This is a genomic window from Streptomyces colwelliae, assembly GCF_048158785.1.
Classification (GTDB): Bacteria; Actinomycetota; Actinomycetes; order Streptomycetales; family Streptomycetaceae; genus Streptomyces.
The window spans coordinates 1-24,427 of sequence record NZ_JBLTJC010000094.1; the positions used below are offsets into that span (position 1 = coordinate 1).

The following is a 24,427-nucleotide window of genomic DNA, read 5'->3' on the forward strand; positions in this document are numbered from 1 at the left end:
GGTGCCGATACGGCCGGATGCGCCTGCTGCTGGCTCAGGCGTGGCTGAGGATGACCAGCAGCGCGGTGCCCTCGGCGAGCACCTGGACGGTGAGCGCCGCCTGCCGCATCCGTACGGCCGGCGCGGCGGCCCCGCTGTTCTCCACGCCCCCGCTCACCACGCCGCCTCCCGATAGTCCTTGAGGAACACCCCGGACACCGGGTCCCCGGACTCGCCGCGCACGATCGGGTCGTAGACGCGGGCCGCGCCGTCCACGATGTCGAGCGGTGTACGGAAGCCGGCCTCGGCCATGCGGCCCTTCTTGGGGGCGGGGTTCTCGTCCGTGATCCAGCCGGTGTCGACGGCGCACATGTGGACGCCCTGGTCGGCGAGTTCGGCGGCGCTGGTGCGGGTGAGCATGTTGAGCGCGGCCTTGGCCATGTTGGTGTGGGGATGGCCGGCCATCTTGTTGCGTACGGCGAACCGGCCCTCCACCGCGGTGACGTTGACGACGTACCTGCGCGGTCGCGGCGAGGCGAGCAGCAGCGGCAGCAGCCGGTCGCAGAGGAGGGCGGGCGCCAGGGCGTTGACGAGCTGGGTCTCCAGGACCTCGGCCGGGTCGAGGGCGCCGAGCCGCGCCGACCAGGAGTTCTCCGGGGACGGGTCGGGCAGCAGTCCGGCCTCGTCGGCCTCGCGCAGCACGACGGGCAACGCCGACGCCCCGCCCGCGAGCATCCGCATCGGGGTGAAGCCGGGCGCCTGCCGTGCCCCCTCCGGCAGCGCGTCCCGCTCCCCCGCGGCCAGCAGCGCGTACGACTGCGGAGGCCGCCGTACGGTCTGCGCGGCGTTGTTGACGAGGATGTCCAACGGCTCGCCGTCCTGCCTCAACTCCTCGCACAGGCCCAGTACTTGACGTGGGTCGCGGAGGTCGACGGCGAGCACCGTCAGCCGGTCCAGCCATTTCTCGCTGCCCGGCTCGGCACGGAAACGGCGTACGGCATCGTGCGGGAACCGCGACGTGACCAGCACGTCCGCGCCGTCCCGCAGCATCATCAGCGCCAACTGGAAACCGATCTTCACCCGCCCGCCGGTGAGCAGCACCCGGCGCCCGCCCAGATCCGTACGCAGCGCCCGGCGCGCGGTGTTGTCGGCGGCGCAGTCCGGACACAGCCGGTGGTAGAAGGAATCCACCTGTCGATAGGGCGACTTGCAGACATAGCAACCGCGCGGCTTGCGGTAGACACCGGCGGCGTCCGCACGCCCCGCGAACTCACGCGCGGGACCCAGCGGAGCGTCCTCGCGTCGGTCCACCGCCCCCGTCGCGGTCGCCGCCATCGCCGCCGCGTCGGCCGCGGACACGTCGGCGTCGCGGGCCTTGCGGCGCCGTAGCCGGCCGTCCCGCGCAAAGGACGCGGCGACCTGTTCCGCGCGCAGGCGCACCGGATCGTCGACGGGCAACTCCCGCAGCCTGCCCACCACATGGTGGAAGGCCGCCAGTTCCGCCTCGGTGATCCCGCCCTCGTCAGTCATCGCTTCCCGCCCCGGCCGTGCCATGAAGTGGGCCCCGGCCGGATTCGAACCGGCGTGACCGCCCTGAGAAGGCGGCGAGTCTGCCTCTGCTCTACAGGGCCCCCGAACGCAGCCCGGGGATCGGATTCGAACCGATGTGATTCGTCAGAGCACGACGTGCGCCTGCCTCTGCGCTACGCCCGGGTGCGCCCCCGGATCCTAGCCGCACTCCCCCGCGCGCACCGCACCGATAAACGCCCCCGTCAGCGCGAACCCCGTCTGATCTCCAGGCGTTCCTTCTCCGACAGACCGCCCCACACACCGAAGCGTTCGTCGTTGTCGAGGGCGTACTCCAGGCAGGCGTCGCGGATCGGGCACATGCCGCAGATCCGCTTGGCTTCCCTGACGGAGCTGCCCGGTTCGGGGAAGAAGAAGTCCGCCCCGGTCTGCGCGCACAACGCCTCCTGCTGCCAGTCCAGGTCGGGCGAGGTGATCGTGTCGATGTGCATGGGCAGGATCGTGCCGTGCGGCGAAAAACGTTCGATCAACGCGGGATCAACGCCGCGCTCCGAGGCCTCCGGCCGCCCCGATGATGGCCCCTGCGCCCGCGTCGGCGCACGGCGGCGCGCGGAACCGGTATGAAAACACGGAGAACTTCAGCGGTCACCCAGGGTAACCGGCACCGTATGCCCGAACCGCTGCCGCACTCCGGCAGCGATTGTCAGTGGGCGGTGCAAGACTCGGCAGTGCAGAGAACGGGACCCTTCAATGAGGAGGGCAACAATGCTCACCACCCGTTTCGTCAACGGCGCTCCCAACTGGCTGGACGTCGGCTCGCCCGACTTCGACGGCGCCATCTCCTTCTACGGCGGTCTCTTCGGCTGGCAGTTCCAGTCGGCGGGACCCGAGGCCGGCGGCTACGGCTTCTTCCAGCTGGACGGCAGGACGGTCGCCGGCGGCATGCCCCTGCCCCCGGAGCATGCCTCGTCCGCCTGGACCGTGTACTTCCAGAGCGCTGACGCGGAGGCCACGGCCAAGGCGGTGGAACAGGCGCACGGCACGGTCCTGTTCCAGCCCATGGACGTGATGGGCGAGGGACACATGGCGGTCCTCGCCGACCCGGCGGGCGGCGCGTTCGGCATCTGGCAGCCGGGCCGGACCAAGGGTGTTGACATCGCGGGCGACCCCGGTTCGCTGACCTGGGTCGAGCTGTACACGCCGGACGTGGCCGCGGCGGCCGCGTTCTACTACGCCTCGCTCGGTCTGGAGACCTCGGCCGCGCCCATGCCGGGCGGCGACTACACCTGTCTCAACCCTGCCGGTGCAGGCGAGGACGCGATGTTCGGCGGTGTCGTCCCGCTCGACTTCGACCCGACCGGGGCTGTCTCGGGGGCGTACTGGCTGGCGTACTTCGAGGTGGCCGACGTGGACGCCACCGTCGCGAAGGCGCTGGAGACGGGCGGCAAGGTCACCATGCCGGCCACCAGCATGGAGGGCGTCGGCCGCATGGCCCAGCTCACCGACCCGCACGGCGCCCGCTTCGCGATCATCACGAGCGAGCCGCCGCAGGGCTGACGGGGCCCCGGGCCGGGGAGTCGGCGAGCGCGTCCTACGCCGACTGACGGGTACGGGCACGCGTACCGGCACCGGAAGCAGCACCGGCACCGGCACGGCTCACGCGGAGGCGCGGTGGACCAGTGTGGTCGGCAGGATCACACTGGACGGCGCGCCTCCGATGCCGTCCCGGACCCCCCGGCGGTCGAGCCCGCGCAGCAGCAGGCGGGCCATCAACCGGCCCATCTCCTCTATGTCCTGACGGACCGTCGTGAGCGGCGGCTCGGTCTGCTCGGCGACCGGAAGCATGTCGTCGAAACCGATCATCGCCACGTCCTCGGGCACCCGCAGTCCCTCTTCTCGCAGCACCTTCAGAGCGCCGTAGGCGGTGAGGTCGTTGGCGGCGAACACGGCGTCCACGTCGGGGCAGTTGTCGAGGAGTTCCCGCATCGCGCGCTCGCCGCCGCCCGGGGTGAAGTCGCTCTCGACGATGAGCCGCGGATCGACGTCGACCATGACGTCCCGGAACCCGTCGAGCCGGTCCACCGCGGACGTCTGGTCGAGCGCGCCGGTGATGTGCGCGATCCGGGTGCGGCCCAGGCCGACGAGATGCCGTACGGCCTCGCGGGCGCCGCCCCGGTTGTCGCAGTCGACGTACACCGTGGGTCCGAAGGCGCGTGTCCCCTCGCTCCAGGAGGGCCGGCCGCCGAACACCGTGGGGACACCGGCGCGTTGGATCAGTCCGGGCAGCGGGTCGTCGAGGTGCAGGGAGAAGACGAGCGCGCCGTCCACATGGCCGCCGGCGAGATAGCGGCCGACGCGGGCGTGGTCGTCGCGGCCTTCGGTGAGGAGCAGTACGAGTTGGGAGTCGTGGGCAGTCAACTCCTTGCTGATACCCCTGAGTTGCATGGCGAAGAAGGGGTCGGCGAAGACGCGGGTCTCCGGTTCGGCGATCACCACGGCGATGGCGTCGTGCCGCTTCGTCACCAGGCTCCGGGCGGCCTGGTTGGGGACGTACCCGAGTTCCTCCACGGCCTGCCGGACCCGCTCGACGAGGGATTCCCGCACCCCGTCCCCGCCGTTGACCACCCGGGAAACGGTGGCCCGCGACACCCCCGCCCGCGCGGCCACGGCCTCCAGCGTGGGACGCGGTGCTGTCTCGGTCACTTGTGGACCCCCCTCGATGATGCGGATCAGGATAGCCGCGGCCGAACCGGACGGTGAGAGCGCTCCCAGGTCGGCGGAATCCGCTTGCCGGAGAGTGGTTCACCCCAACAGATCCACCCGCCGCCCCATCCCGTCCCGCTCCGCCCGCTCGTACGCCAGCCATGCCAGCGCCAGGTCCTGCCAGGGCAGGCCGACGGGGGCGTAGACGGAACGCGCGCCGGTATCCGTCCGTCCCGGATGGTCGCCGCGCAGTACGTCGCCGAGCGTGGTGTCGATGTCCGTCGGGGTCAACGCGCCCACGGACTCGACCAGTTGGCGGTCGTCGACGACGACGAGGGCAGCGTCCAGCAGGTCGGCGGCGAGTTCCCGCTTGCCCGGCTCGTCGGCGCCCAGGCTGGTGAGGTGCTGTCCCGCCCGGGTGTCCGCGAGGGACAGCAGCGGGGTGCGGGACCAGGTCGCCAGCAGGACGATGTCGGCGGCCGCGGCGATCTCCTTCGGCGAGCCCAGTACCCGGCCGCCGTGCTGTGCGGCGAACTCGGTCGCGCGGTCCAAGTCCGTCTCGTGGACGAGGAGTTCGCCGTGCGGCCGGAGCGCGCCCAGGCCCCGTACCATCAACTCGGCCTGCGCGCCCGCGCCGATCACCCCGACCACCGCATCCTCCGCCGAGCCCGCGAGGGCATGCGTGCCCAGGGCGGCAGCAAGTCCCGTGCGCCACGCGGTCACCGTCGCCGAGTCCAGCAGGGCGAGCAACTCGCCGTCCACACCGCTGTGCAGGCAGAGCACGCCCCTCAACGCGGGCCGCGCGTCGGGGAACTTGGCGTTGACCTTCACCGTGTAGGCCTCGATGCCGGGCAGCAGTCCGGGCATCAGCGCGGTGGCCGTACCGGGGAACGGCAGGTCGGTGCGCACCCGTTGGCCCGGGATCGCCACCGCGGCTCCCACGGCGAGGAATCCGGCACGCAGCGCGGCGAGGCAGGACAAGGGTTCCAGCAGGGTGCCGAGGACGCTCCGGGTCAGCAGGCGGGTCATGCGCTCATGATCCGTCAGGGGTGGCGTCCGCGGCGGAACCGGTGGCGGAGTCACCGGCGGCATCTGGTCCGGTGGCCGCCTTCTTCGCCCTGCTCGGCTGCACCCTCTTCGGCTCCCCCGGCATCTTCGGGTACTCCGGCGGATACGGCAGATCTCCCAGCCCGTGGTCGTGTTCGTCGCGGCGGGCCAGTTCGAGGAGGGCGTCCAGGGAGTAGCGGTGATCGTCCATGTCGGCGTGCACGTCGCCGAGTTCGGCGAAACGCGCCGGCATGGTCGCGAGGTCGAAGTCCCGGGGGTGCGCGGTACCGACCTCGTCCCAGCGCAGGGGCGCCGAGACGGGGGCGTGCGGGCGGGGTCGTACGGAATAGGCGGAGGCGATGGTGCGGTCGCGGGCGGTCTGGTTGTAGTCGACGAAGATGCGCTCGCCGCGCTCCTCCTTCCACCACTTGATCGTCACCTGGTCGGGCATCCGGCGTTCCAGCTCCCGGCCGACCGCGATCGCCGCGCGGCGGACCTGGGTGAAGGTCCAGCGCGGTTCGATCGGTACGAAGACGTGCAGTCCGCGTCCGCCGGAGGTCTTGGGGAAGCCCCGCAGACCGCCGAACTCGTCGAGTACGGCGCGTAGTTCGTGGGCGGCGCGGACCGCGTCGTCGTAGTCGGTGCCGGGCTGCGGGTCGAGGTCGATGCGGAGTTCGTCGGGGCTGTCGACGTCGTCGCGGCGCACCGGCCAGGGGTGGAAGGTGAGCGTGCCGTACTGGGCGGCCCACAGGACGGCGGCCTGTTCGGTGGGGCACATCTCGTCGGCGCTGCGTCCGCTGGGGAAGGTGATGTGGGCTGTCGGGATCCAGTCGGGCATGTTCTTGGGCGCCCGCTTCTGGAAGAAGTTCTCGCCCTCGACCCCGTCCGGATAGCGCTCCAGGGTGGTGGGGCGGTCGCGCAGGGCGCGCAGGATCCCGGGACCGACCGCGATGTAGTACCGGGCGAGGTCCAGCTTGGTGAAGCCGCGCTCCGGGAAGAAGATCTTGCCGGGACTGGACAGCCGTACGGTCCGGCCGCCCGCCTCCAGTTCCACCGCTTCGCCCATGCGAGCCACCGTAGGCCCGACGCACAGACATCGCACACCGGGCGACAAGCGACGGACGAGCGCAGAATCGGAACCATGGATCTGCCGGTGATGCCGCCCGTGAAGCCCATGCTCGCCAAGTCGGTGGCGAGGATTCCGCCGGGCATGCACTACGAGGCGAAGTGGGACGGCTTCCGGGCGATCGTGTTCCGTGACGGCGCGGAGGTCGAGCTGGGCAGCCGTACCGGAAAGCCGCTGACCAGGTACTTTCCCGAACTCGTCGCGGCGCTGAAGGACCGGGTGCCCGAGCGGTGCGTGCTGGACGGCGAGATCGTGATCGCGCGGGACGGCCGGCTCGACTTCGACGCGTTGACCGAGCGCATCCATCCGGCCGATTCGCGGGTGCGGACGCTGGCCGAGCGGACACCGGCCTCCTTCGTCGCCTTCGACCTGCTGGCCCTGGCCGACGAGTCGCTGCTGGACGTCCCGCTCGGCGACCGCAGAGCACTCCTCGCCCTGGCGCTGTCCGGCGCGACCGCGCCCGTGCATCTGGCACCCGCGACCACCGACATCGAGGTGGCGCAGCGGTGGTTCGAGCAGTACGAGGGCGCCGGGCTCGACGGTGTCGTGGCCAAGCCGCTGGACCTGCGCTACCGCCAGGACGAGCGCGCGATGTTCAAGATCAAGCACGAGCGGACCGCGGACGCCGTCGTCGCGGGTTACCGCCTCCACAAGAGCGGCCCCGTCGTGGGCTCGCTCCTTCTCGGCCTCTACGACGATCAGGGCGCCCTTCAGCACGTGGGGGTGTCCGCCGCCTTCACCATGAAGCGCCGAGCCGAACTCGTCGACGAGCTGGCGCCGCTGCGCATGGACGACCCGACCGGGCACCCGTGGGCAGCCTGGGCGGAGGAGGCCGCGCACGAGTCGGCCCGGTTGCCGGGCGCCCCGAGCCGCTGGTCGGGCAAGAAGGACCTCTCCTGGGTGCCGCTCAGACCGGAACGGGTGGCCGAGGTGGCGTACGACCACATGGAGAACGGCGCACGCTTCCGGCACACGGCGCGCTTCCGCCGCTGGCGCCCGGACCGCACGCCCGAGAGCTGCACGTACGCACAGCTGGAGGAGCCGGTCCGCTACGACCTCGCGGAGATCCTCGGCCCGCCGGACTGACCCCTTCCGGATCTTCCGGTGGGCTGATCGGCCCATTCGACGCGCACAAACACAACCGAGCGGGTATGGCCACCAATGAACTTATAAGCGCACAATCGAAAACACAGATTTGGTGGCAACGGTGGGCATGGGACAAAGGGCGCCCCGGCGTCGCGGCGCGAGAAGAGCGGCGCTGCTGGCCGCCACGTTGACGGCCTCCCTCGCGGTGGGCTGCACGGCACATCACGGCAGCCCCGTCGACGACGGTCGCGGACAGAGTCTGCCCCCTACGCAGAGCCCGGCCCAGAGCCCGAGCGCCGACGGCACGGTCGCCCCCGCCGCCGGTCCGGTGCTCGCGGTGAAGATCGACAACGTGCGCGCGGCCCGCCCGCAGACGGGTCTGGACGCGGCGGACATCGTGTACGCGGAGCAGGTCGAGGGCGGACTGAGCCGGCTGATGGCGGTGTTCGCCACCAAGCTGCCCAAGTCCGTCGGGCCGGTGCGCAGCGCCCGCGTCTCCGACCTGGAGCTGCTGCGCCAGTTCGACGACCCGACGCTCGCCTTCTCCGGGGCGCAGCACAAGCTCCTGCCGCTGATCGCCAAAGCACCGCTGCGATCGGCGTCACCCGACGAGGTGTCCAGCGCCTACTACCGGGGCGTCGACAAGTCCGCCCCGCACAACCTCTACCTCCACCCGAACAAACTGCTCTCCTCCGCACCCGGAGCGGCGGCCCTGACGACCGGCTTCCACTACGGCGCGGCCCCTACGGGCGGCAAGGCCACCGCCTCCCGCACCGTGCGCTACCCGGCGGCCCGCTTCACCTTCACCTGGTCCGGAACCAAGCACCGCTGGCTGGTCACCGAGGACGGCACACCCACCGTGCTGACCAACGGCAAGCGGGTCGCCCCGGCGACGGTCGTCGTGCAGTACGTCAAGATCCGCAAGTCCAAGTACCACGACGTCCTCGGCAACAACACGCCGTACACCGAGACGATCGGTTCCGGAAAGGCGGACGTACTGCGGGACGGCCGTACGTACAGCGTCGACTGGAAGCGGCAGAAGGCCACGGACGGAACCGAGTTCACCACCTCTGACGGCGAGCCCATGAACTTCGCGAAGGGCCAGGTGTGGGTGGTGTTCGCCAAGTCCTGAACACGGCTGGCTGAGGCGCGCCCCTTTAGGGGCGCGGGGAACTGCGCGGCCAGCCCCCACCGACCCGCAGACAACGAACGGCCCAAGCAGCGGAGCGCTACCGCTGCACGGCGAGGGGCTCCCCCGGATTGCGGAGCCCCTCCGCCGCATCCGAGACCCGTTGGATGAGGTCGAAAAAGACGGCCTGCTCATCGGCGGAGAGCGGAGCCAGAAAAACCTGGTTCATCCGGGCCGTGCGCACGATCAGCTTCCGGTGAACGCGTGCGCCGTCGTCGGTGAGGCGCAGCAGGAACCGGCGGCCGTCCTGCGGGTCCCGCACCTTGTCGAGGAGCCCGCGCCTGATCAGCCGGCTGATCACCTCCGCGATGGTCGACCGGTCCAGGCCCACCCGCTCCCCCGCCGTGCGCTGGTCGAGCCCCGGCTCGTCGACGAGCGCGTTGAGCACCGCGAACTGCGGGGAGGTGGTCTCCTCGGAGACCATGGTGTTCCACAGCAGATAGTGCGCCTGCTGCAGTCGCCGGGCGAGGTGCCCGGGATGGGTGGTGAGGTCCACCGCGGCCATGTGCCCTCCCGACGTCATATTCATCCGTGCACTGAACGATACCTGGACGCCCTCCGGCGGAGTCCAGCCTTGTGCACGGTCTTGACCACGTACTTCTCCGAGGTCTTGACGGGGAGCCCCCACAGTGGCAGCGTGAAGGAAACTTCACCGAAATGCTCAGTGCCCTGACTAACTGCTGACCGGGTGCTCGAACGGGACGGAGCTTCACGGATGGACAAGGTGGTCGCCACAGCCGATGAGGCCGTGGCCGATGTGCCGGACGGGGCGACCCTCGCCGTCGGCGGCTTCGGGCTGAGCGGTGTGCCGAACGTGCTGATCCAGGCCCTCTACGACCGCGGCGTCAGCGCCCTGGGTGTGGTCTCCAACAACTGCGGGGCGATGGAGTCCGGCCTCGCCGTCCTCCTCTCCGCCGGACGGATCGCGCGCGTGACCGGCTCCTACATCGGCTCCAACAAGGAGTTCGCCCGCCAGTACCTCGCCGGGGAACTGGAGGTCGAGATGATCCCCCAGGGCACCCTCGCCGAACGCCTGCGCGCCGGCGGGGCGGGCATCCCCGCCTTCTACACCCCGGCAGGGGTCGGCACCCAGGTCGCCGAGGGCGGACTGCCCTGGCGCTACGACGGCTCCGGCGGCGTCACGCTCGCCTCCCCGGCGAAGGAGGTGCGGGAGTTCGACGGCACCGAGTACGTCCTGGAGCGCGGCATCCGCACCGACTTCGCACTGGTGCGGGCGGCGAAGGGCGACCGGCACGGCAACCTCGTCTTCAACAAGTCCACCCGGAACTTCAACCCCCTCGCGGCGATGGCGGGCAAGGTGACGATCGCCGAGGTGGAGGAGCTGGTCGAGCCCGGCGAGATCGACCCGGACGCGGTGCACCTGCCCGGGATCTTCGTGCAGCGGGTGGTGGCCCTCACCCCCGAGCAGGCCGCCGACAAGCGGATCGAGCAGCGGACGGTGAGCAGCTGATGGCCTGGACACGCGAGGAGATGGCGGCCCGCGCGGCGCGCGAACTTCAGGACGGGCAGTACGTCAATCTCGGCATCGGTCTGCCGACCCTGATCCCCAACTACCTCCCGCCGGGCGTCGAGGTGATCCTCGAATCCGAGAACGGCATCCTGGGCACCGGCCCCTATCCCACCGAGGACCAGGTCGACCCGGATCTGATCAACGCCGGCAAGGAGACCGTGACGGTCCTGCCGGGCGCCTCCTTCTTCGACTCCGCGCTCTCCTTCGGGATGATCCGGGGCGGGCACATCGACGTCGCCGTGCTGGGCGCGATGCAGGTGTCGGCGGGCGGTGACCTGGCGAACTGGGCGATCCCCGGGAAGATGATCACCGGGATCGGCGGGGCGATGGACCTCGTGCACGGCGCCCGCACGGTCATCGTCGTCATGACCCATGTGGCCAAGGACGGCTCCCCGAAGATCCTCCAGGAGTGCGCGCTGCCGCTCACAGGCAAGGCGTGTGTGAACCGAGTCATCACCGATCTCGGCGTGATCGACGTGTCGCCCGAAGGCCTGGTGTTGATCGAGACCGCGCCCGGTGTGGGCGTCGAGGAGATCGTCGCCAAGACCGACGCGAAACTCACCGTCACGGAAGGTCTGCTGTGAACCCGGTTTACATCGTCGACGCCGTCCGCACCCCCATCGGCAGGTACAGCGGAGGGCTCGCGTCCGTCCGCCCCGACGACCTCGCCGCCCACGCCATCCGCGAACTCCTCGCCCGCACCCCGGACCTGGACCCCTCCCGCATCGAGGACGTCTACTTCGGCAACGCCAACGGCGCCGGCGAGGAGAACCGCAACGTCGGCCGCATGGCAGCCCTCCTCGCGGGCCTGCCCACCTCCGTACCGGGCGTGACGGTCAACCGGCTGTGCGCCTCCGGCCTCGAAGCGGTCATCCAGGCGGCCCGCGCGATCGCGGTCGGGGACGCCTCCATCGCCGTAGCCGGTGGTGTGGAGTCGATGACCCGCGCGCCGTACGTCCTGCCCAAGTCGGACCGGCCCTTCCCCGCCGGGCACACCGAGTTGTACTCGACCACGCTCGGCTGGCGCATGGTGAACCCGGCCATGAACCCGGAGTGGACCATCCCGCTCGGTGAGAGTGCGGAGTTGATCGCCGACAAGCACAAGATCGGCCGCGAGCAGCAGGACGAGTTCGCGCTCGCGAGTCACCACAAGGCGGCCCAGGCGCAGGCCGCCGGCCTCTTCGACGGCGAGATCGCGCCCGTGTCGATCCCGCAGCGCAAGGGCGACCCGGTCGTCTTCGGCGTCGACGAGTCCGTACGGGCGGACGCGTCCCTCGCCGCCATGGCCAAGCTCAAGCCGTCGTTCCGCACGGAGAACGGGACGGTGACCGCCGGCAACGCGTCCCCGCTCAACGACGGTGCCGCAGCTCTGCTGTTGGTCGACGAGGAAGGGCTCAAGGCGACCGGACGGCAGCCCCTCGCCCGGGTCTCCGCCACCGGTGTCTCGGCGATCGACCCGCAGTACTTCGGACTCGCCCCCGTCGAGGCCGTCAACCGCGCACTCACCAAGGCGGGCAAGGGATTTGACGACCTGTCAGTCCTCGAACTGAACGAGGCCTTCGCCGCGCAGGTGCTCGGATGTGTCGCCGAGTGGCCCGAGTTCGACCCCGCGATCCTCAACCCGCAGGGCGGCGCCATCGCCCTCGGTCACCCGCTCGGCGCCTCCGGTGCCCGGCTCGCCGGCACTGTCGCCCACCAACTCGCCCGCAAGGGCACGGGAGTTGGAGTCGCCACCCTTTGCATCGGCGTAGGTCAGGGCCTGGCCCTCGTCCTCGAACGGTAGGAACCCGAACGGTAGGAACCCCCATGGCTCTCACCCAGCACGACATCGACCTCGAAATAGCGGCCGAGCACGCGACGTACGAGAAGCGGGTCGCCGACGGCGCGCCGGTCGAGCACCACCCGCGCCGCGACTACGCCCCGTACCGCTCCTCGCTGCTGCGCCACCCGAAACAGCCGCCGGTCACCATCGACGTCTCGAAGGACCCGGAGCTGGTGGAGCTGGCCTCGCCCGCGTTCGGCGAGCGGGACATCACGGAGATCGACAACGACCTGACGCGGCAGCACAACGGCGAGCCGATCGGTGAGCGGATCACCGTCTCCGGGCGGCTGCTGGACCGGGACGGGCGTCCGGTCCGCGGCCAGCTGGTGGAGATCTGGCAGGCGAACTCGGCCGGCCGCTACGCGCACCAGCGCGAGCAGCACGACGCCCCGCTGGACCCCAACTTCACCGGTGTGGGGCGCACGTTGACCGACGACGACGGCGGCTACCACTTCACCACCGTCCAGCCGGGCCCCTACCCCTGGCGCAACCACGTCAACGCCTGGCGCCCGGCGCACATCCACTTCTCGATGTTCGGCACGGCGTTCACGCAGCGGCTCGTGACGCAGATGTACTTCCCGAGCGACCCGCTGTTCCCGTACGACCCGATCATCCAGTCGGTGACGGACGACGCGGCCCGGCAGCGCCTCGTCGCGACGTACGACCACGGCTTGTCGGTGCCCGAGTTCTCGATGGGCTACCACTGGGACATCGTGCTCGACGGCCCGCACGCCACCTGGATCGAAGAAGGACGCTGACCCGCCATGACGAAGATCGACACGAGCCGTCCGGAGTCCGTGCTGCCGACCCCGTCGCACACGGTCGGCCCCTTCTACGGATACGCGCTGCCGTTCCCCGGCGGCGGTGACATCGCGCCGGTCGGCCACCCGGACACGATCACCGTCCAGGGCTACATCTACGACGGCGAGGGCAAGCCGCTGCCGGACGCCTTCGTCGAGCTGTGGGGGCCCGACCCCGAGGGCAACGTCTCCACTACCGACGGCTCGATCCGGCGCGACCCGGCCAGCGGCGGCTATCTCGGCCGTAACGGCGTGGAGTTCACCGGCTGGGGCCGCATCCAGACCGACGCCAACGGCCACTGGTACGCACGGACGCTGCGACCGGGCGCGCGCGGCCGGAGCGCCCCGTACCTCTCCGCATGCGTCTTCGCGCGCGGACTGCTGGTGCACCTCTTCACCCGGATCTATCTCCCGGGCGACGAGGCCGCGCTCGCCGCGGACCCGCTGCTGTCCGGGCTGGACGCGGCGCGGCGCGACACGTTGATCGCACAGGACGACGGCAGGGGCACATACCGTTTCGACATCCGCCTTCAGGGCGAAGGCGAAACGGTCTTCCTGGAGTTCCAGTGACAGCTGCCGACCCGTCGGACACCGGCCTGCTCGCCCCCGGGTGGGCCGGCTCCCCCGCCGCGTCCGCGACGAGCGACACCGCGTATCTACGGGCCCTGCTCGACGCGGAGTCCGCCCTCACCCGCGCCCAGGCCACCCTCGGACTCGCACCCGCCGAGGCGGCGACGGCGGTGACGGCCGCGGCGGACGTGGAGCGTTTCGACGTACGGTCCCTCGCGGAGCGCGCCCGAGCCGGCGGAAACCCGGTGATCCCCCTGGTCGCGGACCTGACGAAGGCGGTCGGCGGGGAGTACGGCCCGTACGTCCACCGGGGCGCGACAAGCCAGGACATCATGGACACCGCGACGATGCTGGTCGCGTCCCGCACCCTGGACCTGGTGCTGACGGACCTGGCCCGCACGGAGCACGCGCTCTCTCAACTGGCCGCCGCTCACCGTGACACCGCGATGCCCGGCCGGACGCTCACCCAGCACGCCGTGCCGACGACCTTCGGGCTGAAGGCCGCCGGGTGGCGGTCGCTGGTGCTCGACGCGCGGGATCGCGTACGGGTGGTGAGGGATACGCTGCCTGTCCAACTCGGGGGCGCGGCAGGCACGTTGGCCGCCTTCACCGCGTACGGCGCCGAGGACGCGCTCGCGTTGCCGGACGCGTACGCCCGTGAACTCGGCCTGACCGCACCGCTGTTGCCCTGGCACACGCTCCGGACGCCGATCGCCGATCTCGCCGGGTGCCTGGCCTTCGCGGCGGGCGCGCTGGGCAAGGTCGCCGCCGACGTACTCGTCCTGTGCCGTACGGAGATCGCCGAGGTCTCCGAGGGCAGCGGCGGCGGTTCGTCGGCGATGCCGCACAAGGCGAATCCCGTACGGTCCACGCTGATCGCCGCCGCCGCACGGCGGGCGCCGCAGCTCGCGGCCGTCCTCCACGGCTCACTGGTCGCCGAGGAGGAGCGGCCGGCCGGGGCCTGGCACGCCGAGTGGGAACCGTTGCGGGAGCTGCTGCGGCTGGTCGGCGGGGCCGTACGCGATGCCGCCGAGCTGACCGAGGGGCTGCGGGTGCACCCGGACGTGATGCGTGAACACCTGGATCTCACCCATGGGTTGATCGTCTCCGAGCGGCTGTCCGCCGAACTGGCGCCGCTGCTGGGCAGGGCCCGGGCGAAGGAGCTGCTCACGGAGGTGGCCCGGCGGACGTACGCGGAGAGCCGTCCGTTGGCCGAACTTCTCGCCGGTGAGCCGGAGTTGAAGGGCCTCGACCTCTCCGCGCTGACCGACCCCGCCCGTTACACGGGTTCCGCCGGAGCCCTCACCGACCGTGCGTTGGAGCGACGTTGACCGAGAAACTCCTCAACTTCCGTGCCGAGGGCCCCGATTCCGCTCCCCCGCTGCTGCTCGGGCCCTCGCTGGGCACGTCGTACGGCCTCTGGGACAAGGTCGCGCCCGAACTCTCCGTCACCCACCGGGTGATCCGCTGGGACCTGCCCGGGCACGGCGGTTCGGCACCCGGTCTGATCGGTCCCGGGGCGACCGTCGGAGACCTGGCCGACCTGGTGCTCGCGCTCGCGGACTCCCTCGGGATCGAGCAATTCGCCTACGCGGGCGTGTCGTTGGGGGGTGCGGTCGGGCTGGATCTCGCGGTGCGTCACCCCGAGCGGGTCTCGTCGCTCGCCGTCATCTGTTCCTCGGCCCACTTCAACGGGTCGAAGCCGTGGGAGGAACGGGCCGCGCGGGTGCGGAACGAGGGGCTGGGCTGGCTCGTCGAGAGCGCCGACTCCCGTTGGTTCACGCCCGGGTTCACCGTGCCGGAGCTGGTGGCCGACCAGCGCGACGCCGACCCGGCCGCGTACGCCGCGTGCTGTGACGCGCTGGCCGCGTACGACCTGCGGTCGCGGCTGTCCGAGATCAGCGCGCGGACGCTGGTGATCGCGGGGCGCGAGGACCCGGCGACCCCGCCCGCGCATCTGCGAGAGATCGCGGACGCGGTGGCGGGCTCGGCCCTCGTGGAGATCCCGGGTGCCTCGCACCTCGCGCCCGCGCAGTGCCCGGAGGCCGTCCTCACCGCGCTGCGCGCGCATCTCGGCGGGGGTGCGAAGCGGGGGATGGAGGTGCGCCGTGAGGTGCTCGGCGACACCCACGTGGACCGGGCGCAGGCTCGGCAGACGCCGTTCACCGCGCGGTTCCAGGACTTCATCTCACGGTACGCGTGGGGGGAGATCTGGACCGATCCGACGTTGTCGCGGCGCGAGCGGAGCATGGTCACGCTTACGGCGTTGATCGCGCACGGCCACTACGACGAACTCGCCATGCATGTCCGGGCGGCCCGCCGCAACGGCCTCACGCCGGAGGAGATCGGCGCGGTGCTGTTGCAGAGTGCTGTGTATTGCGGGGTGCCTGCGGCGAACTCGGCGTTTGCTGTGGCTCAGCGGGTGTTGGAGGAAGACGGCGACTAAGGGGGTGGGGGTGCTTGTTGTGTGTCGGCTGCGGCTGCGTCGTGGCTGGTCGCGCAGTTCCCCGCGCCCCTTAAAGACGCAGGCCGACCCGAGTTTTAAAAGAACGCAGGCCAGCCAAAGTTCTTAGGGGCACGAGGAACAGCGGGCTCCTTGAAATCGCAGGCGAGCCCATGCTTTTAGGGGCGCGGGGAACTGCGCGACCAGCCCCCACCGGCCCGCGGGCAAGCGACAACTCAACGCAGCCCCCTCCCCGTCTCCAACACCTCCCGCGCCTGAGTCACCAGACCGTCCGCCCCGCACGAACGCGCAAGCGTCAGGCCCCTGTTGATCTCCGCCACCGACCGCGCGGCGATGCCGTACTCGACCCGCGCAGCCGCATGCTCGTACTGGCAGGGTGAGGACTCCAGGTAAGCGACAGCCTGCGCAGCGAGGCGTACCGCGCGCTGCCCCGTTTCGAGCGCCGCCGCGCAGCGGAGCGCCTCGCCGATCGCCGTGTCCGTGCCGAAGTGTTCGGCCTGGCGGCGGGCGTCGGAGGCGAGTTGGGCCGCGCGGGTCGGGTCCTCGACGGCGAGCGCGCGGGCGAGGTCGACGGCCCAGGGCACGAGGACCGGGTTGTGGTGGCCGCGTACGGTCGCCGCCTTCGCGGCCTGTTCCAGTTCGTTGATGCCGTCCTTCGTGTTGCCGACGGCGAGCAGCAGCCGGCCGCGCACGCAGCGCGGGTCGGGCAGCACGATGGTGGACGGGTACGGCGGTGCGAAGCCGTACTGTTCGGCGGTCGCCCAGGCCTCCTCGACATGGCCGCGGGCGAGCAGGGTGTCGACCAGGTTGCAGGTGGCCGACCAGTACAGGGGCAGTCCGCGGCCGACGCGCTCGGCGAGGCGCAGGGACTCGCGGAGCGAGGTCTCGGCCTCGCGGAGGCGGCCGCGCCTGCGGTGGCCGAGGCCGATGTAGGCGTGCGCCAGGGAGAGATGGCCGCCGCTCCAGCCGGCGGACACGTAGGCGCGCAGGGCTTCGTTGTACAGGCTCTCCGCGCGGTCCAGGCGGTCCGTGTAGGCGTACGCGCTGGCCAGCATCATGAGGATCTCAATGCCCCACTCGGTGTCGGTCCAGCCGAGTCCGGGGGCGAGCCGTCCGTTGACGAGGGCGCGGTCGCAGACCTCGACGACCTCCTCGGCGTTCTCGCCGTGGGTCATGGCGTCGAAGCCGCGCAGGATCAGCAGGGCCCGCTCGGAGTTGTCCCGGCCGGCGCAGGTGCCGGCGAGTGCGGCGAGCCGCTCGGAGCGTCCCGGGGAGATGCCCTCGCCCGCGTGGATGCCCTCCCACATGAACTGCACGGCCTGGAGCCGCATCCGGGCGGCGCCCGGTTCGTACCGGGCGGCCTCCGCCTCGACGGTGCGGACGGCCTCCTCCAGTTGGTTGTTGTGGAGCAGTGCCTGGGATAGCCGGAAAACGGCGTCCACGCGTGCGTGGCCGTCGAGGCCGGGCATGCCGAGGGCGGTCTGGAGGTGGCCGATGGTGGTGGCGGGCGCGGTGAGCAGGGTGGCGCAGCCCAGTTCGAAGAGCACGTGCGCGTGGGTCTCGGGGAGCGGCGGCTCCAGGAGGGCGCGCTCCAGGCAGCGGCGGGCGGCGTCGGGGGCGCCGATGGAGAGGTGTTCGCGGGCCGCCTCGCGCAGCTGCTCGACGAGTTCCTGGTCGTCGTCCGGGTGCACCTTGAGGAGGTGCCGTGAGGCGGCGGCCGCGCCGAGCCCGGAGTCGGTGACGACCTGGGCGGCGATGCCGTGCATGGCTGTGCGCACACCGCCCGGGATGGAGTCGTAGACGTCGCTCGCGATCAGCGGGTGGACGAACTCCAGCTCGCCCGCGCCGGCTTGGGACGCGGCGGGGTCGGGCGCGGTGAGGATGCGGTCGGTGCGCAGCAGCTCGGCGCAGCGGCCCGCCTCGTCGCGGCTCATGGTGGCGAGCTTGGCGACCAGGTTCACGGAGATGCCGGTGCCGAGGATGGCGGCGGCCCAGGCGAACCGGGTGGCTTCGAAGCCCAGGTCGTCGAGGCGGGCGAGCAGTCCGCCGCCGCGCGCGGAGCGGTTGAGCTCGCGCAGTTCGGCGGCCGAGTCCTCGACGGGGGCGAGGCCGCTGTCCTTCACCTTGGCGAGGAGTTCGACGGTCTCGTACGGGTTGCCGTCGGTGACCGCCCACACCTCGCGGCAGAACGCGCCGTCGGCGTGCGGGCCGAGGGTGGCGCGGGTGAGCCCCGCGGTGGCCGGCGGGGTGAGGGAGTTCAGGACGGTGGCCGGCGGGCCCGCGGCTTCGGCGATCGTGTCCAGGTGGCGGGCGCTCTCACCGCTGACCTCACCGGGCCTGCTGGCGACGACGAGCAGGACGGACAGGTCGTCGAGGCGCTCGGCGAACGCGGCGAGCCAGCGCAGGGTCTCCTGGTCGGCCCAGTGGGCGTCGTCGACGATCAGGACCAGGGGCCAGACGCGCTTGGCGAGCCGGCGCACCGCGGCGACCAGTCCGTCGCACACGCCCTGCGGGTCGGGCTGCCGCTCGCCGGGTTCGGTGACGCCGAGGGCGGGGCCCGCGATGTCGTACCAGTCGCCGAGGTACTCGCGGATCTCCTCGGGCATCAGCGAGATCAGGGCGGGCTGTAGCAACTGCCGTACGACGTTGAAGGGGACGGACCTGAGGGTCTCGCCGCCGCGGGCGTGCCAGACCGCGCAGCCGCGTGCCTCGGCGATACGGCGGGTCTCGGCCAGCAGCGCGGTCTTGCCGAACCCGGCCTCGCCGCGGACCATCAGCAGGCTGCCCGAGGACGACTCGTCGGCGCGCAGCCGGTCGATCGCCTCCGCGACACCGGCGACTTCCTCGTCGCGCTCCCAGAGGGAGGCCGAGGCGGCCTCCGGAGGCCGTTCCTCCGTCATCCCGATTACCTCCCCAGTAGCCCGAACGACGTACAGCCTTCGAGCCTAGCCGTCCGGGTGCCGAAGTGGAGGCCGGTCCGGGGAGCTGTTGCCGCATCGGGTGACGGCTGGGCCGACAGGCGTGACGAACAGTCAGAAGGTGCCGGAACAAAGCCACTTTCGATCAATCCCGTAACACTCCGGAGCATCGCTCACCAAGCCTGTGAATCAGCTCAAATCCGTTGCTCGGACAGCGAGTTGCGTGATCCAATTTGCCCGGCGGACGGCGTTGGCATGTGCGAATCAATGCGCCGGTCGTCCGGTCCGGAATCGGATCGCTCACCACACAACGGGGAATCAATCATGAACAAGAAGTGGGCCAGCGCTGCCCTCGTCACCGGCATGACGACGTCGGCACTCGTCGCGGTGCCGGCGACCCAGGCGTCCGCGGTCAACCACTGCACCGCGAACTCACACAAGATCACCTGGTCGAAGGTGGCCAAGCCGTGGGCGGTCACCCACCGGAAGGTCATCGAGAACTACACGGGCGGCACCGTCACCAAGACGTACAGCGTCGAGAGGGTCCTCACCATCGGGTCCTCCGTGACGTTCACCGCCGGGGCCAAGGTGAAGGCCGATGCCATCCTCGAAAGCCTCGAAGTGACCGCCGACCTGCAACTCCAGGTGTCCGGCTCGTATACCAACAAGCATGCGGAGAGCATCAGTTACAAGCTCTCCAAGAACGGCACCTATGTGATCTACTCCGGCACGCGGAAGGTCACGGGCAACTGGACCCGGTGGGCGTGCGACGGCATCGGCTACATCAAGACCGGCCAGCACGGAAAGGCCCAGAGCTGGACCGATGAGGTGGACGGCGGGGTGCGCTGCAACGCCACCGTCCCCAAGAGCAGCCTCGCCGCCGCGGTGAAGAAGAAGTACTGCTGATCCCGTCCGCCGCCCGGGCGGAGGCACTGCGGCCGGATCCTCTCATCCCCCTTTCACCGACGCCTCATACGGTAGGGGCATGACGCAGGTGACTCCCCCCGGGTGGTACCCCGATCCCGGGCAGACGAATGACGGTCCCGCCGCCGAGCGCTGGTGGGACGGCAAGGCATGGACGGACCGCACCCGCCCCGCCGGATCGGGTGCCGAATGGGGTCCCCCGACGGAGCCGCCGTACGGCGGGGCGTACCCGGCGTATCCGGCCACTCCCCCGGCCGCGCCGCGCCGCAATCTGCGCACGGGCATAGCCGTGGCGGTGGCCGTGGCGGTCCTCACGGCCATCGGTGTCGGTGCGTACGCGCTGTCCGACAACGGCAGCGGGACCGGAACCCAGGCCGGCAACCAGCAGGCGCCGAACGGACAGGGCGGCGTCGGCGGCCAGGGCGGTCCCGAGGGGCAGGGCGGCACGGGCGGTTCCGGTGGCACCGGCGGCCAGAGCGATCCGTTCGGCGGGTCCGGCGGTACGGGCGGTGCGACACCCGCGCCCAGCCAGTCGGCGGAACCGAAGGTGAAGGCCGGCGGCACCGTGACCGACTCGCTCGACGGCATCAGCTTCACCGTGCCGTCCGACTGGTACGGCCAGGCCATGGAGGGCGGCGCCCAGGTCAGCGCGAACGACACCTACAAGTGCCCCGGCGACACCACCCAGACCTGCTCCACCGGCGGTGCGTACTCGACCGCCGCCGTGGTCCTGGGCACCGCCGGCAGCACGGCCGAGGAGGTCGCCAAGGCGGACATCTCCGCCGCGGCCGAGCAGCAGTACGGCGGCAAGGTCTACGGCAGCATCACCTCCCACGAGGTCCTCGCCACCAAGGCCGTCACCGTGGCCGGCCAGAAGGGCTACCTGGTCCGCTGGAAGGCGATCACCAGCAAGGGCGCCGACGGCTATGTCGAGTCGCTCGCGTTCCCGTCGCCGGCCAGTGCCAGTCAGATCGTCGTGGTCCGCTTCGGTGTCGACGTGGGCCAGAAGCAGTCCGTCATCGACGAGATCACCTCGAACATCAAGGTGGCCTCGGGCAGCGACGGCGACGGACAGAAGATCTGACCCCCGCCGCAGACACGTCAACTCCCCGTGCACCAGTCGGCCGGGTGGGGCGCCTCTCCGCTCAAGAGGAACCCCACCCGGCCGGGGGGTGCGCGCCGCCCCCGTCCCCACGGTGCGGCGCGAGCAGGTCACCGTCCAGTCATCCCATGGACGGCGGCCTGGTTCTCAGGTGAGTCCGAGTGCGGGCAGCACCGCGGCCTCCACGAATCGGACCAGATAGTCGGGGTCGGCGTAACAGCCCTCCAGGACGGGACGGGCCCGCAGGACGCCGAAGATCTGGGCGGGGACGTACGGCAGGGCCGGATGGTCCGCCGGGATCTCGCCGCGTTCCACACCGCGGCGCAGGATGTCCTCCAGCGCGGCGATCTCGGGATGGACGAGCGCCTCGCGCACCGCCTGGGCGAGTTCGCTGTCCTGGATGACGGCGTGGCCCAGCGCCGAGACGAGTTTCGTGTCCTTCGCCGACCAGGCGCCCGCCGCCCGCGCGGCCTGGCGCAGGTCCTCCGCCAGGGAGCCCGTGTCGATGCCGGTGAAGTGCACCCGGCGGTTGGCGCGCAGTGCGGCCGCGACGAACTGGGGCTTGGTCCCCCACTGCCGGTAGAGCGTGGACTTGCTGCACCGGGTGCTGCTGGCGACGCCGTCCATGCTGACGGAGTCGTACCCGCATTCCCGGATCTGTTCGAGCACGGCGTCGAAGAACTCCCGCTCACGCTCGGGCGTGATCTTGGAGCGGCGCGAGGCGGCGACCGTGTCCGGTCCGTCCTCAGCCTGCGACGTCATGGCTCGTCTCCTCGCTCGGACCGCGGACTCGGGGCCCGCTCTCCAGTGTGTCTCGTTTCGCTATCGATACGCCAGTGTACCGGTACTCCGCCGTATCGGTACACGCGCGTATCGGTACACTGTCGTATCGGAACGAACTCGTACCGATGAGTTCGGGCCGCGAGCCGAGTCACAAACCCGGCCTGCACCACCACACGCACCACCGTCAGCGAAGGGGCCGGGGGATGAATGCCCGCACCGAGCCTGCAGAGAAGGGGACCAGCGCGATAGCGCGGCCTCCACTCGTCCGTGAGCTCCTGCTCGTCGCAGGGCTCTTCCTCGTCTACAAGTTCGGCCGCCAGCTGGCGACGGGCCACACCGGTGAGGCCCTGCACAACGCCCGGCGCGTGTGGGACCTGGAGCGGACCCTGCATCTCCCCGGCGAGGGCTCGGTGCAGTCGGTGCTGCTGCACGGCGACACCCTCGTGCACATCGCGAACACCTTCTACGCGACCGTCCACTTCCCGGCCACCGTGGCCTTCCTGGTCTGGCTGTACCTGCGGCGCCCCGCGCACTACGTCTGGGCCCGCCGGGTCCTGGCGACGGTCACTTCGGCCGCCCTGGTGCTGCCCTTCGTGTTCCCCCTCGCGCCCCCGCGCATGCTGGCCGCGACGGGCCTGATCGACACAGCCAAGGTCTACGGCCCCTCGGTGTACGGTCCGCCGACCAGCGACCACCTCTCGAACCAGTTCGCGGCGATGCCCTCGCTGCACTTCGGCTGGGCCCTGATGGTGGCGATCGGCCTGATCGTCGCGACCCGGTCGCGCTGGCGCTGGCTGTGGCTGCTGCATCCCCTGGTCACGTTGGTCGTGATCGTGGGCACGGCGAACCACTACTGGCTCGACGCGATCGTCGCCGCCGCCATGCTCGGTGTCGCCCTCGCGCTGATCCACCCGCCGCACCGCACGGCGAGCACGGCAGGACGCGGTCAGCCGGAACTCGCCCCCGAGAAGCGGCCGGTTCTCGTCGGAGCAAGCCGATGAACGCCACCCTCGTCGCCGTCGTCCTGTCCCTGTTCTCGGCCGTCGCCTACGCGGCCGCCGCCGTGGCCCAGGAACGGCTGGCCTCCCGCAACTCCGACGCCGGCATGATGCGGCTGCTCGCCACCGGATCCTGGTGGGGGACGGTCGTCCTGAACGCGTCGGCCGCGCTGCTGCACGTCGTGGCCCTGAAGTACGGCCCGCTGACCGTCGTACAGCCGCTGGGAGCCCTCACCCTCGTCGCCGCCGTCCCGATGGGCGCCCGCGTGGCCGGCCGCCGGGTCACCACGGTCGAGTGGCGCGGCACCGCCCTCACCCTGCTGGGCCTGTCGGCCCTGCTGGTCACGGCGTCCGGCCCGCAGCCCGACCAAGTACTCACCGTTCCCCAGGCGTTGGCGGTCGCGGGCACCACGTCCGCACTCATCGGCCTGCTGGCCCGCCGCGGTGCGAAGCCCGGTCTACGGCACGCTTCGGCGTCCGGTGTCGCCTCGGGTGTGGCCTCCGCGCTCACGCAGACCGTGACGGTCGCGGCGACGGACCGTTCGGGCCCGCTGCTGAGCATGCAGGTGGTCGGAGTCGCCCTGCTGGTCGCGGTGTTCGCGGCGGGCGGGCTGCTGCTCTCGCAGACCGCCTACCGGGGCGGTCTCGGTGCCCCGCTCGCGGTGGTGACCCTGGCGAACCCGGTGGCCGCCGCCGCGATCGGCCTCGCGCTGCTGGGCGAACGCCTCCAGGGCGGCGCGGCCGGCGTCCTGCTCGCGCTGACGGGAGCGGGAATCGCGTCCTGGGGCGTGGTCCTGCTGACCCGGGTGACACCCGCCGTACCGCTGACGCACGAGTACGACGACCACGATCATCCCGTGGCCGCCGTACTGGCGCTGGAGCCTCGATCGGCTTCCGCCGAACCGGCGTTGCTGCCCAGGCAGCCGGACCGGAAGTCCGCGCCGGGGCATCTCACCGCGCTCTGAGCGGGGTCAGCCGAGGCCGCGCGAGTCCTGCTTGAGCGCGGTGTCGACGGTCAGGGCCGTCGCCACCACCAGGCTCAGCAGCGGCTCGGGCAGCTGGTAGTGGATCTGGAGGACGTAGTTGTCCGCGGTCGTGAACATCGTCTTGGCGAGGCCTTCCCAGGTCTTGGTGATCCGGGCGACCTCGTTGTCCGCGTGGTCGACGATGGCGAAGTTCCACGCCCGCCAGTTCTCGGCCTTGATCGCGCCGATCTGCTGGCCGTCCACGTTCAGCGCGAAGTTGATCTTCCCGATCATGTTCTTCTGCACGATCTCGCCCACGGTCGAGCCGTCCGGACGGGACACGATCACCTTGGACTTCATGATCTTCGCCGGCCGGGTCAGCACCAACTGCGGCTGCCCGTAGGCGTCCCGGATCTCCAGCCGGTGGGTCATGAACTGGTCGAGGCTGGAGACGAAACGCAGCGCCTTCTTCAGCGCGCTCTGGCCTATCTCGCTGACCGAGCCGATCAGATTGCCGTTCTGATCCATGACCTTGTACTCGTTGGTCAGCTCGATCAGCTTGGCCTTCTGGTTCACCACGAGGACCGGCTCGGTGAACAGGCTGCCGCCGCCGGGGCCGCCCCCGGCGACCCCGGCCTGCTGCTGCACCTGCTGCTTCACCTGGCGCTGGGCCCGCGGATCAGGCCCCGCCTGCTGCTGCGGCACGGCCTGCGGCTGCTGTTGGGCGGCCTGGCCCTGCTGGTCCGCGTTGGTGTGCTCGGTCCACTTCGCGCCGTCCCAGTAGCGGAGGGTCTGGGGCGCTCCGTGCGGATCCGGGTACCAGCCTGCAGGTGTGTTCGAATGCGTGGTCACCGGGGCACACTACCGCGAGTGCCCCGGAAAACAACCGGTCT

Annotated in this window: 24 protein-coding genes and 2 tRNA genes; 14 read left to right on the forward strand and 12 right to left on the reverse strand. The window is 71.0% G+C overall.

Features of this window, described 5'->3' with window-relative positions; all coding sequences use genetic code 11:
• Positions 1-34: 34 nt before the first annotated feature.
• From ACNFOC_RS20855 to ACNFOC_RS20875, 5 genes are all read right to left on the reverse strand, one after another.
• The gene (locus tag ACNFOC_RS20855) at positions 35-157 is read right to left on the reverse strand and encodes a hypothetical protein (RefSeq protein ID WP_416960601.1); all 123 of its coding nucleotides are present in this window, start codon (positions 155-157) and stop codon (positions 35-37) included.
• Positions 154-1,509 (reverse strand): SDR family NAD(P)-dependent oxidoreductase, encoded by a 1,356-nt coding sequence (locus tag ACNFOC_RS20860; protein WP_416960602.1) that lies wholly within the window; start codon positions 1,507-1,509, stop codon positions 154-156. The genes ACNFOC_RS20855 and ACNFOC_RS20860 overlap by 4 nt, the downstream gene beginning before the upstream one ends.
• A gap of 29 nt (positions 1,510-1,538) precedes the next feature.
• Positions 1,539-1,610, reverse strand: a tRNA-Glu gene (locus tag ACNFOC_RS20865).
• 10 nt (positions 1,611-1,620) lie between these two features.
• Positions 1,621-1,693, reverse strand: a tRNA-OTHER gene (locus tag ACNFOC_RS20870).
• A 58-nt stretch (positions 1,694-1,751) separates the two neighbouring features.
• The gene (locus ACNFOC_RS20875) at positions 1,752-1,997 is read right to left on the reverse strand and encodes a WhiB family transcriptional regulator (RefSeq protein WP_416960603.1); all 246 of its coding nucleotides are present in this window, start codon (positions 1,995-1,997) and stop codon (positions 1,752-1,754) included.
• A 274-nt stretch (positions 1,998-2,271) separates the two neighbouring features.
• Here ACNFOC_RS20875 and ACNFOC_RS20880 point away from each other — a divergent pair, with 274 nt between their 5' ends.
• On the forward strand, positions 2,272-3,063 hold the full coding sequence (locus tag ACNFOC_RS20880) for a VOC family protein (protein WP_416960604.1): 792 nt from the start codon (positions 2,272-2,274) through the stop codon (positions 3,061-3,063).
• Positions 3,064-3,162: 99 nt separating this feature from the next.
• On the opposite strand, the gene ACNFOC_RS20885 is transcribed toward ACNFOC_RS20880, so the two are convergent.
• The 3 genes from ACNFOC_RS20885 to ligD form a co-directional block, all read right to left on the reverse strand.
• Positions 3,163-4,209, reverse strand: a complete 1,047-nt coding sequence (locus ACNFOC_RS20885; protein WP_416960605.1) for a LacI family DNA-binding transcriptional regulator — start codon at positions 4,207-4,209, stop codon at positions 3,163-3,165.
• Between the two features lie 99 nt (positions 4,210-4,308).
• Complete coding sequence (locus tag ACNFOC_RS20890; RefSeq protein ID WP_416960606.1) at positions 4,309-5,238, reverse strand: ornithine cyclodeaminase family protein; 930 nt, start codon at positions 5,236-5,238, stop codon at positions 4,309-4,311.
• 4 nt (positions 5,239-5,242) lie between these two features.
• On the reverse strand, positions 5,243-6,322 hold the full coding sequence (ligD, locus tag ACNFOC_RS20895; RefSeq protein ID WP_416960607.1) for a non-homologous end-joining DNA ligase: 1,080 nt from the start codon (positions 6,320-6,322) through the stop codon (positions 5,243-5,245).
• Between the two features lie 75 nt (positions 6,323-6,397).
• Between ligD and ACNFOC_RS20900 the strand changes: the two genes are divergently transcribed.
• Complete coding sequence (locus tag ACNFOC_RS20900; RefSeq protein ID WP_416960608.1) at positions 6,398-7,468, forward strand: ATP-dependent DNA ligase; 1,071 nt, start codon at positions 6,398-6,400, stop codon at positions 7,466-7,468.
• Positions 7,469-7,595: 127 nt separating this feature from the next.
• Positions 7,596-8,600: a DUF3048 domain-containing protein gene (locus tag ACNFOC_RS20905; protein ID WP_416960609.1), complete on the forward strand. Its 1,005-nt coding sequence runs from the start codon at positions 7,596-7,598 to the stop codon at positions 8,598-8,600.
• 97 nt (positions 8,601-8,697) lie between these two features.
• On the opposite strand, the gene ACNFOC_RS20910 is transcribed toward ACNFOC_RS20905, so the two are convergent.
• A complete protein-coding gene (locus ACNFOC_RS20910) occupies positions 8,698-9,162 on the reverse strand; it encodes a MarR family winged helix-turn-helix transcriptional regulator (protein ID WP_416960610.1) in 465 nt (154 codons plus the stop codon).
• A gap of 210 nt (positions 9,163-9,372) precedes the next feature.
• Here ACNFOC_RS20910 and ACNFOC_RS20915 point away from each other — a divergent pair, with 210 nt between their 5' ends.
• The 7 genes from ACNFOC_RS20915 to pcaDC are packed head-to-tail and all read left to right on the forward strand — an operon-like array spanning position 9,373 to position 15,826.
• Positions 9,373-10,128: a CoA transferase subunit A gene (locus tag ACNFOC_RS20915; RefSeq protein ID WP_416960611.1), complete on the forward strand. Its 756-nt coding sequence runs from the start codon at positions 9,373-9,375 to the stop codon at positions 10,126-10,128.
• Positions 10,128-10,772, forward strand: coding sequence for a CoA transferase subunit B (locus tag ACNFOC_RS20920; RefSeq protein WP_416960612.1), 645 nt, complete (start codon positions 10,128-10,130; stop codon positions 10,770-10,772). Before ACNFOC_RS20915 ends, ACNFOC_RS20920 begins: the two co-directional genes overlap by 1 nt.
• On the forward strand, positions 10,769-11,971 hold the full coding sequence (locus ACNFOC_RS20925) for a thiolase family protein (protein WP_416960613.1): 1,203 nt from the start codon (positions 10,769-10,771) through the stop codon (positions 11,969-11,971). The genes ACNFOC_RS20920 and ACNFOC_RS20925 overlap by 4 nt, the downstream gene beginning before the upstream one ends.
• A gap of 23 nt (positions 11,972-11,994) precedes the next feature.
• Entirely contained in the window at positions 11,995-12,768 is a 774-nt protein-coding gene (gene pcaH, locus ACNFOC_RS20930) for a protocatechuate 3,4-dioxygenase subunit beta (RefSeq protein ID WP_416960614.1), read from the forward strand.
• 6 nt (positions 12,769-12,774) lie between these two features.
• Positions 12,775-13,380, forward strand: a complete 606-nt coding sequence (gene pcaG, locus ACNFOC_RS20935; RefSeq protein ID WP_416960615.1) for a protocatechuate 3,4-dioxygenase subunit alpha — start codon at positions 12,775-12,777, stop codon at positions 13,378-13,380.
• Positions 13,377-14,711, forward strand: a complete 1,335-nt coding sequence (gene pcaB / locus ACNFOC_RS20940) for a 3-carboxy-cis,cis-muconate cycloisomerase (protein WP_416960616.1) — start codon at positions 13,377-13,379, stop codon at positions 14,709-14,711. The genes pcaG and pcaB overlap by 4 nt, the downstream gene beginning before the upstream one ends.
• Positions 14,708-15,826: a bifunctional 3-oxoadipate enol-lactonase/4-carboxymuconolactone decarboxylase PcaDC gene (gene pcaDC / locus ACNFOC_RS20945; RefSeq protein WP_416960617.1), complete on the forward strand. Its 1,119-nt coding sequence runs from the start codon at positions 14,708-14,710 to the stop codon at positions 15,824-15,826. Before pcaB ends, pcaDC begins: the two co-directional genes overlap by 4 nt.
• A 233-nt stretch (positions 15,827-16,059) precedes the next feature.
• Here the strand turns inward: pcaDC and ACNFOC_RS20950 are convergent, their stop codons facing one another.
• Entirely contained in the window at positions 16,060-18,744 is a 2,685-nt protein-coding gene (locus ACNFOC_RS20950; RefSeq protein WP_416960618.1) for an ATP-binding protein, read from the reverse strand.
• Positions 18,745-19,086: 342 nt separating this feature from the next.
• Between ACNFOC_RS20950 and ACNFOC_RS20955 the strand changes: the two genes are divergently transcribed.
• On the forward strand, positions 19,087-19,668 hold the full coding sequence (locus tag ACNFOC_RS20955; RefSeq protein ID WP_416960619.1) for a hypothetical protein: 582 nt from the start codon (positions 19,087-19,089) through the stop codon (positions 19,666-19,668).
• A 79-nt stretch (positions 19,669-19,747) separates the two neighbouring features.
• Positions 19,748-20,770 (forward strand): DUF2510 domain-containing protein, encoded by a 1,023-nt coding sequence (locus ACNFOC_RS20960; protein WP_416960620.1) that lies wholly within the window; start codon positions 19,748-19,750, stop codon positions 20,768-20,770.
• Between the two features lie 165 nt (positions 20,771-20,935).
• Here ACNFOC_RS20960 and ACNFOC_RS20965 read toward each other — a convergent pair whose 3' ends face one another.
• The gene (locus ACNFOC_RS20965) at positions 20,936-21,550 is read right to left on the reverse strand and encodes a TetR/AcrR family transcriptional regulator (protein WP_416960621.1); all 615 of its coding nucleotides are present in this window, start codon (positions 21,548-21,550) and stop codon (positions 20,936-20,938) included.
• Positions 21,551-21,774: 224 nt separating this feature from the next.
• On the opposite strand from ACNFOC_RS20965, the gene ACNFOC_RS20970 reads away from it, so the two are divergent.
• A complete protein-coding gene (locus tag ACNFOC_RS20970) occupies positions 21,775-22,572 on the forward strand; it encodes a phosphatase PAP2 family protein (protein WP_416960622.1) in 798 nt (265 codons plus the stop codon).
• Positions 22,569-23,534 (forward strand): DMT family protein, encoded by a 966-nt coding sequence (locus ACNFOC_RS20975; protein ID WP_416960623.1) that lies wholly within the window; start codon positions 22,569-22,571, stop codon positions 23,532-23,534. Before ACNFOC_RS20970 ends, ACNFOC_RS20975 begins: the two co-directional genes overlap by 4 nt.
• 6 nt (positions 23,535-23,540) lie before the next feature.
• On the opposite strand, the gene ACNFOC_RS20980 is transcribed toward ACNFOC_RS20975, so the two are convergent.
• Positions 23,541-24,386 carry an LURP-one-related family protein gene (locus tag ACNFOC_RS20980; protein WP_416960624.1) on the reverse strand — a complete coding sequence of 282 codons (846 nt, stop codon included), beginning with the start codon at positions 24,384-24,386 and terminating at the stop codon, positions 23,541-23,543.
• Positions 24,387-24,427 lie beyond the last annotated feature (41 nt).